The organism is Methylobacterium tarhaniae (assembly GCF_001043955.1).
GTDB classification, from domain to species: domain Bacteria; phylum Pseudomonadota; class Alphaproteobacteria; order Rhizobiales; family Beijerinckiaceae; genus Methylobacterium; species Methylobacterium tarhaniae.
This window is the reverse complement of record NZ_LABZ01000009.1, coordinates 23,825-30,938: the sequence shown is the minus strand read 5'-3', so window position 1 is coordinate 30,938 and position 7,114 is coordinate 23,825. Positions and strand designations below refer to the sequence as shown.

Annotated in this window: 7 protein-coding genes; all 7 read right to left on the bottom strand. The window is 74.3% G+C overall.

The window, feature by feature from the left end; all coding sequences use genetic code 11:
* Nucleotides 1-112 precede the first annotated feature (112 nt).
* The gene (fae, locus tag VQ03_RS01565; RefSeq protein WP_048449095.1) at nucleotides 113-628 is read right to left on the bottom strand and encodes a formaldehyde-activating enzyme; all 516 of its coding nucleotides are present in this window, start codon (nucleotides 626-628) and stop codon (nucleotides 113-115) included.
* A gap of 212 nt (nucleotides 629-840) precedes the next feature.
* Complete coding sequence (locus VQ03_RS01560) at nucleotides 841-1,719, bottom strand: triphosphoribosyl-dephospho-CoA synthase (protein ID WP_048449094.1); 879 nt, start codon at nucleotides 1,717-1,719, stop codon at nucleotides 841-843.
* Nucleotides 1,719-2,633 (bottom strand): ATP-grasp domain-containing protein, encoded by a 915-nt coding sequence (locus tag VQ03_RS01555; RefSeq protein ID WP_048449093.1) that lies wholly within the window; start codon nucleotides 2,631-2,633, stop codon nucleotides 1,719-1,721. Before VQ03_RS01555 ends, VQ03_RS01560 begins: the two co-directional genes overlap by 1 nt.
* Nucleotides 2,634-2,646: 13 nt before the next feature.
* Nucleotides 2,647-3,627, bottom strand: a complete 981-nt coding sequence (gene mch / locus VQ03_RS01550) for a methenyltetrahydromethanopterin cyclohydrolase (protein WP_048449092.1) — start codon at nucleotides 3,625-3,627, stop codon at nucleotides 2,647-2,649.
* Nucleotides 3,624-4,961, bottom strand: a complete 1,338-nt coding sequence (locus VQ03_RS01545; protein WP_083467707.1) for an ATP-grasp domain-containing protein — start codon at nucleotides 4,959-4,961, stop codon at nucleotides 3,624-3,626. The genes mch and VQ03_RS01545 overlap by 4 nt, the downstream gene beginning before the upstream one ends.
* A complete protein-coding gene (locus VQ03_RS01540) occupies nucleotides 4,958-5,863 on the bottom strand; it encodes an NAD(P)-dependent methylenetetrahydromethanopterin dehydrogenase (RefSeq protein WP_048449091.1) in 906 nt (301 codons plus the stop codon). Before VQ03_RS01540 ends, VQ03_RS01545 begins: the two co-directional genes overlap by 4 nt.
* A 139-nt stretch (nucleotides 5,864-6,002) precedes the next feature.
* On the bottom strand, nucleotides 6,003-6,971 hold the full coding sequence (locus VQ03_RS01535; protein WP_048449090.1) for a beta-ribofuranosylaminobenzene 5'-phosphate synthase family protein: 969 nt from the start codon (nucleotides 6,969-6,971) through the stop codon (nucleotides 6,003-6,005).
* Nucleotides 6,972-7,114: the final 143 nt, after the last annotated feature.

Below are 7,114 nucleotides of genomic sequence, written 5' to 3'. Positions count from 1 at the left end.
CTTGCGTTCAACGTCCGAGAAAGATGGAGGCCAGTCGCTGGAACAGCCCCTGCGGCGGAGGCGGCGGGGGCGGCGGGGGAGGTGCCGCTGACTGTTCCGGACGGTTTCCTGTCTAGGCGACGTTCGCCGCGAAGGGGTGCTGGGCGGTCTTGTACTGCTGGGTGACCTCGGCGGCGGTCGGCGTGCCCTTGATGGCGCGCTGGATCGACAGCTTCGTGGCCTCGTAGTTGTACTTCTCGATCTTGGCGTCGTCCGCCGCTTCCCAGTGGATGAACACGCCGACCAGGATGTAGAGGTCGTCGGCCTCGTTGGCCGGGATGATGCCCTCGGCCACGCAATCCTGCACAGCCTTGGCGACCGCGTGCTGGGCCGGGCCGAACATCTGGACGGCCTGGCGGGCGTCGTTGATGGTCACCTTGTTGAACAGAAGGGTGTTCGGCTTGCAGGGCAGGTTCGGCGCGACCACCGCGAGCAGGCTGGTGAAGCCGTGCTTGTTGTTGGTCAGGCTGTTGCAGAACGCCGTCTCGGCGGCGCTGCCGCGCGGGCCGATGATGAGGTCGATATGCGCCACCTCGTTGCCGTCGCCGACGAGGGCCTCGCCCACCATCACCTTGTTGATCGTCGCCATGTGGGGAATCTCCCAGGTGTCGATAAGGTTAGCCGACCGCGCGAACAATGCGGATCGGCTCCGCCATCCTTGCTGTCGGCGTTCAGCGAGAGCCGAACCGGTTGTCTGGATGGCGGCCGGACACTACAGCGCCGCTGAACCGTGAACAAGCCGGCCGGGACGGTACCATGGTCCATTCCGGGCCCGGCACAGCAAGGAAAGCCGTGTGGCGACTAAGACTTATTGGCGGGTTGCGCGCGGCCGGATTCCGGCCGGGCCGTCAGGCGCCCGAGCGCGTCGAGGAACAGGGTCGCCACGGTGAGGTCGGCGCTGGTGCCGGGGTTGAGGCCGCCGGCCTTCAGGGCGGCGTCGTGGGCGAGCAAGGCCGCCCGCGCGTCCTCTCCGGGTTCGAGCCCGCGGAAGGCGGCCTCGGCCTCCGCCCGCACCCGCTCGGCGACGGCGGGGCCGAACTTGCGGGCGAGGTGACTGTCGGGAAAGCCGGTCAGGAAGGCGAGATGGACGGCCGTCGTGGTCCAGGGCTCCGCGAGGCCCCGCGCACGCGCCGCCGCCAGCGCCGGCAACCCGGTCTCGAACAGGTCCTCGAAGCCGGTGACGTAGGCCCTGGCGATGCGGTCGCGCCCCGCCGCCTCGCCCATGGCGGCGAGGACGGGCGGCGGCGGGCCCTCGGCGGTCACGTCGTGGCGCTCCGCCGTCCCGAGCCCGCCCGGATTGGCGAGCCGGATCGCCGCGTAGAGGCCGACGGCGTCCGCGCCGTCGAGCCCGGCCAGGACCGAAGCGAGGCTGTGCCGCAGCGGGCCGGGCCGCTCGGCCGCGGCGGCGAGCGGTGCGCAGAGCAGGACGATGCCGAGATTGGTGTTCTGGCCGATGCCCGCGCGGGTGGCCGCCACCGCCGCCTCGATCCGCGCCCCGACCCGGGCGCCCGCCGCCGCGACATGGGGCGCGGAGAGCACGGCGCTCGCCTCGAAATCCGCGACGCTCATCCGGTGCCCCGCAGCGTGGATATGGACGTTGCCGGGCTTGATCGCCGCGAGCTCCGCCCGGCAGGCGGCGAGATACGCGTCCATGATCGCCGCCGGGGCGAGAGGCGGCATCAAACGCCTCCGGCGACGAGGCGCGGCGTCCGGCCTGCCCGCACCGCCGCCAGGAAGCCCGCCGCGACCTCGCGGGCGATGTCGGTCTTCGTCACCTGCTGGAGGCCCGACCAAGCCGGCATGCTGTTGACCTCCAGCACCTGGAAGCCGCCCTCTCCGTCCTCGACGAGGTCGATCCCCGTATAGCCGCAGCCCACCGCCGCGGCGGCCGCCTCGGCCAGCGCCACGGCGCGCGCCGGCGGGCGCCAGGGCAGCGGCCGGCCGCCCCGGTGGACGTTGGTGATCCAGCCGTCGCCCTCGCGGATCATCCCGGCGACGGCGCGGCCGGCGCAGACGAAGACCCGGTAATCCTGCCAGGCTCCGTCGCGCCGGGCGACGTAGCGTTGCAGGTAGTAGACCCGCCCGACCAGCTCCTCGGGCGGCAGCTCCTCCGGCCGGGAGATCAGCTGCAGCCCTTCGCCCTGCGAGCCGAACAGGGGTTTCAGCACCAGCGGCGTCCCGGGCGACGCCTCCCGGGCCACGACGTCCGCGGCGGCGTCGCGGCGCGAGAGCACGAAGGTCTCCGGCGTCGGAATGCGGTGGCGGGCGAGCAGCAGGCTCGTCATCGCCTTGTCGACCGAGCGTTCGATGGCCTTCGGCCCGTTCCACACCACGGTACCGGCGGCCTCCAGCGCGTGGAGGGCGCCGAGCCGCATCGTCGTCGCCTCGAAGGTGCCGCCCGCGATGGTGCGCAGGAGCACCCCGTCCGGCAGATCGCCGCCGAAGCCCGGCACCCGCAGGGGCTCCGCGTGGCCGGTCTCGATCGTGACGTCGGCGAGCGAGAAGAGCACCGGCGCGGCGCCGAGCTCCGTCAGGGCGGTGAGGAGCCGGGCCTTGTGCCAGGCGCCGTTATCGGCCGCGAGCCCGATCCGCATGGGGAGGGCCTCCTCAGGCGAAGGAACGCGCCACCAGCTCCGGCACCAGCCGACCGGCCCGGTGGCTGTGGCCGGAGCGGAGCGAGGTCACCACCACCTCGGCCGGGCTGAACAGGTGCTTGTCGATGGCGTAGAAATCGCCGTTGAAGCGGGCGAAGATCTCCGCGAACGGGGCGCCGTGGTCGCGCGAGGTGGTGCTCGGCAGGGCCTCGGCCAGCTCCTTCGCGTCGGCATCGTCGGCTTCGACGAAGAGCTGCACCCGCCCGCCATAGATGATCGCGTCGTTGGTGCGGCCCATCGCCTGGATGAAGTCCGGATGCGGCGGGCTCAGCGGCGCGGCGCCGAGCCCGTCGACGACGGCGTTCAGGTCGAACCCGACCGAATGCGCCTTGTGCAGGGCCACCTCCAGCACCCGGGCGACCACCTGGGTCGCGCCGGCGAGGCTCTGGGTCGGGGCGTACACGAAGGTGACGTCGGCGGGCTGAACGCCCGCGGCGGCCGCGACCTTGGCGGTGACGGAGGCCGGCGGCGGGCTGCCCGATTCGAGCACCAGGGCGATGCGGTCGGCGGCGTCGCGGTAGGCCAGCTCCTCGAACAGGTGCTCCACGGCCGCCGCCGCCCGGCCGGGGCCGGAGCCGAGGGCGAAGAAGCCCGAATCGCCCTCCTCGTCGGCCAGGTTCCAGCCCGCATACTGGCTGCCGAGGCAGGCGAGCACCGGATCGGCGCTGTGCACCGTCAGGGTGAAGGGCCAGGCCTCCAGGGGCCCGGCCGGGCCCACCGTCACGGTGCCGAGGCCGCCTAGGCAGATCTCGGCGATGCGCCGCCCGGCCTCGATCGAGCCCCGCATGGTCGCGCCGGCATCGATCAGCCGCGCCCCGTCCGGTGCCCGCGTCACGGCGAGCCGCAACCGGGCCGCGTCGGCGGCCAAGGCCTCGACCAGGGGGGCGGCGAGCGCGTTCACGCTCGGGCGGGACGGGGTGGCGGATGAACTCATCGGGTGGCTCCCTCGGGCCCGGGGGCGGGTGGCGCCCCGGTATGGCCGGTCAGATCGGTCGGGGTCTTGGAGGGCCCCGTTGGGTAACGGATGTGGCGCAGGATCCCTTCGTCCTGCCCGCGGGGAGACGAGAGTCCCTGCGCGCACGCGCCGAGGATGGAGCGGTGGCCGGCGAAAGCCAATGCGGTGGCGGCCGTCCCCTCCAGCCGCGCCCGCAGCTCCGCCGCCCGCAGAGCCACGGCACGCCGGGCCGCCGCCGCATCCGATCCCTCGGCCAGCACGGTGCAGATCGGCGCTCCCGCCTCGACGCGGCTGCCGGCAAGCGGGCGGTCCATCGTCCAGTCGGGCCAGTCGAGGGGCGGCACCGCGGGGATCTCCCCCTCGGCGTAGAGGATCTCGGTCGCGGCGGCGCCCAGGAAGCCGGGCCCGAGCGAGCCCGGCTGAGGCAGGCCGGATCGGTGTTCCGGCAGCCGGCCCTCGGCCGCCGCCAGGTGATCGGCGAAGAGCGGCGTCGCTCCGCGGTCGAGCACGTCCAGGGTGGCGCCGGGCCGGGGGTTGATCTCGAGCAGCCACCAGGCCTCGCCGTCGACCAGCAGGTCGGCGCTGACCAGGCCGCGCAATCCGGTCGCCGCGACGAGTGCGGCCAGCGACCCTTCGGCCGCCGCCCGCAACCCAGGCGGCAGCGCCGCCGGCCCGGCGGCGCCGGCGTAGCGGAAGGGGCGGCCCGGCCCGGGCGCCGCCCATTGCTCCGTCACCGCGAGGACGGCGATGCGGCGGCCGTCGGCCAGGGCGTTGAGCGAGCGGGGCAGGCCCGGCACGCGGCGCTGGAGATAGGTCCCGGCCGGCAGCCTACCGGGCCCGGCCGCGCGGATGTGGCCGCCGCCCGAGGCGCCGCGCCGCTTCGTCAGCCAGGCTTCCGGGTCGGGCACCGGCGCCAGGGCGATCTCCGGATGCGGAATGCCCAGGCGCCCGCACAGGGATGCGAAGGCGGCCGGATCCTTGAGCGCCGAGACGGAACCCGGAGAGGCGCCGAGCACGGGGAAACGTCCCGCAAGGCGCCGCATGAGCTCCGGTGCGCCCTCGAAGCCCGAGCCGAGGACGAGGCCGACCGATTCGCCCGCCTCCGCCGCGAGGCTGTCCAGCGCGGCCTCCACGCCCCGGGCTCCCGGCCCGGCGCCGAGGCGGCCGGGCACGCGGCGGTAGCCGGCGGCGAGCGCGCGGGTATCCGCGTCGCCGAACAGGTCGGCGACGAAGGGGCGGTAGCCTGCCCGCCGCGCGGCGGCGGCGAGCGCCCGGCCCGACTGCGCCGCGATCAGGACCGCCGGCGCCGTCACGCCGCGGCCTGATCGGTGATCTCGACGGCGAGCCGGTAGGCCTCGCGGAAATCGAGGACGAGGGGTCGGTCGGCCTGGAGCAGCCTGCGGAACAGGCCGGCCTGGGTCCCGTACTTCACGTTGCCGATGGCGAGCGCCCCGATGCCGACGCCCCGCCCGCTCGGCAGGGGGACGGCGTCGGCATGGACGTCGATCCCGGCGATGCCGGCCGGCGGCACGGCGTTGACGTCCGCGGCGACGAGGAGGCGGCCGGCCTGCGTGAGGTCGTCGGCGCTCAGCACCTGCACGCCCGCGGCGGCGGCGGACAGGATCACCTCCGCATCCCTGGCTGCCGCGATGCGGCCCTCCGGGGTCGCGCCGTCGGCGGCCTCGACGGCAACGCCGAACCGCGTCCTCATCCCTTCGGCGATCGCCGCCACCCGCTCGCGGCCGTTATAGCCGACGATGACCGGCTGCGCGTCCTCCTGCGCGGCGATCACCGCGGCGCAATAGGCGACGACGCCGGTCCCGCCGAAGATCGCGATGCGCTTCCCCTTCAGCTCCTCGCCGAACGTCTCGCGCAACGCCCGGCGGACGCAGGCCACCATGGCGGCGCCGGTGGTGAAGGAGCCGGCCGGATCGGCGAAGACGTGGTTGGCGAAGGGCGGCACGAAGGCGCCGGTCGCCGCATCCACCATGTCGAGGGCCGCTTCCGCGTTCTTGCCGCCGATGAAGATCGCCGTGCGGGTGCCGTCCTGCGGCGCGCGGGAGAAGATCGAGTCCTGGACCAGCGGCACCACCTCGCCGGGCTCCACCCCCGTATAGGTCGAGACGACCTCGAACCCCGCATCCACCGCCATGTTCACGTCGAACGGGCTCATGTGCTTGAGCGGCGTCAGCATGTGCAGGATCGAGCGGGCCATCCGACATCTCCTCCGGAGCGGCGAAACGCGACGGCTGCCCGTCGGCGCCCCGATTCGCGTTTGAAGCTTGGGTTTCGGCCCCACCTTTACGCCCGCCGGCCCCGCCTGTGGCCTGGACGTTGGTGGCAAGCCGAGCCGGTCAGTCGACCTCGGCGCCCCGGTTGCGCCCCCGGGCGATCCGGTAGGCGAGGCCCGGGTGGCGGGCGCGCAAGGACGCGACGAGGGCCTCCGCCTCGTCCTGGTCGCGGGTTAGGGCGAATCCGGTCGGCCCCCAGGAGCTCTGGCCGAAGCCGGGGATGCCGGCCGCCTCGACATCGGCGAGGGCCGCCGCCACCGCCGCGCTGGCATAGCGCCCGCCCTGGTGGGGGGCGAAGTAGTCGCCGATCCGGCGCTGGATCTCGGTGATTCCGGCGCCGAACCGCGCGACGTCCTGCGTGACGACGGCCGGCAGCACCTGCATCAGCACCGTGCGGCAGATCCCGGCCGCCTCGGGCGCGGGGAAGCGGGGCAGCTCGCGGAAGGCGCGGCGCTCCTCGGCCCCATGCACGCCGGTGCGGCCGGAATCCAGCATCAGCACCACCCGCCAGGCATCCGGGAAGGGCAGCCGCGCGATCACCGGCGGCGGCGCCTCGCTGTCGTCGCGGCCGCCATCGACGATCAGGCCGCCGGTGACGAAGGCCGCCAGACCGACGCCGGAGCGGTTGCCGCGGTCGAGCACGTCTGCGAAGTCGGCCGGCGCGAAGGACGCGCCGTGGAGCGCGGCCAGCGCCGCCGCGACCGAGAGGGCGAGCTGCGTGCCCGAGCCAAAGCCCGCATGGGCGGGGATGACGTCGGCGAGGTGGAACGCCCCCGTTTCCGGGACGCTGAGATGGCGGGCCGCGAGCGCCGCGTAGGCGCGCACCCGCTCGCACTCGGCGGCGATGCCGGGCGAATCGGTCCCGGTGACGGCCAGGCTGCCGGCACGGGTGGCGGTCAGGTCGATCCCGGGGGCATCCAGGCCGAGCCCGATGCTGCCGAAGCGCCGGCCGAGCCCGCCATGCAGGTCGAGGAAGCCGAAATGCAGCCGGGCCGGTGCGCGCACCCGCACCCTCGCCCGTGCCGTCCCCATCTCGTGCGCCAAACCGGCCTCGCTTCCTGACCCGACGAAGCGGCGTCCCTGGGGACCGTCTCGTCCTCGCGGCCGGACTGTCCCACACCGCCCGCCGGCTGGGCAACTCGCGGCCGGCGGATATTTGCCCGGCGGGCTGGCGC

What these genes read in the sequence shown, in the direction of transcription:
- VQ03_RS01560 (WP_048449094.1), bottom strand. Translation starts at nt 1,719, where the DNA reads ATGCCGCCTCTCGCCCCGGCGGCGATCATGGACGCGTATCTCGCCGCC.
- mch (WP_048449092.1), bottom strand. Translation starts at nt 3,627, where the DNA reads ATGAGTTCATCCGCCACCCCGTCCCGCCCGAGCGTGAACGCGCTCGCC.
- VQ03_RS01540 (WP_048449091.1), bottom strand. Translation starts at nt 5,863, where the DNA reads ATGGCCCGCTCGATCCTGCACATGCTGACGCCGCTCAAGCACATGAGC.
- VQ03_RS01535 (WP_048449090.1), bottom strand. Translation starts at nt 6,971, where the DNA reads ATGGGGACGGCACGGGCGAGGGTGCGGGTGCGCGCACCGGCCCGGCTG.
- VQ03_RS01555 (WP_048449093.1), bottom strand. Translation starts at nt 2,633, where the DNA reads ATGCGGATCGGGCTCGCGGCCGATAACGGCGCCTGGCACAAGGCCCGG.
- fae (WP_048449095.1), bottom strand. Translation starts at nt 628, where the DNA reads ATGGCGACGATCAACAAGGTGATGGTGGGCGAGGCCCTCGTCGGCGAC.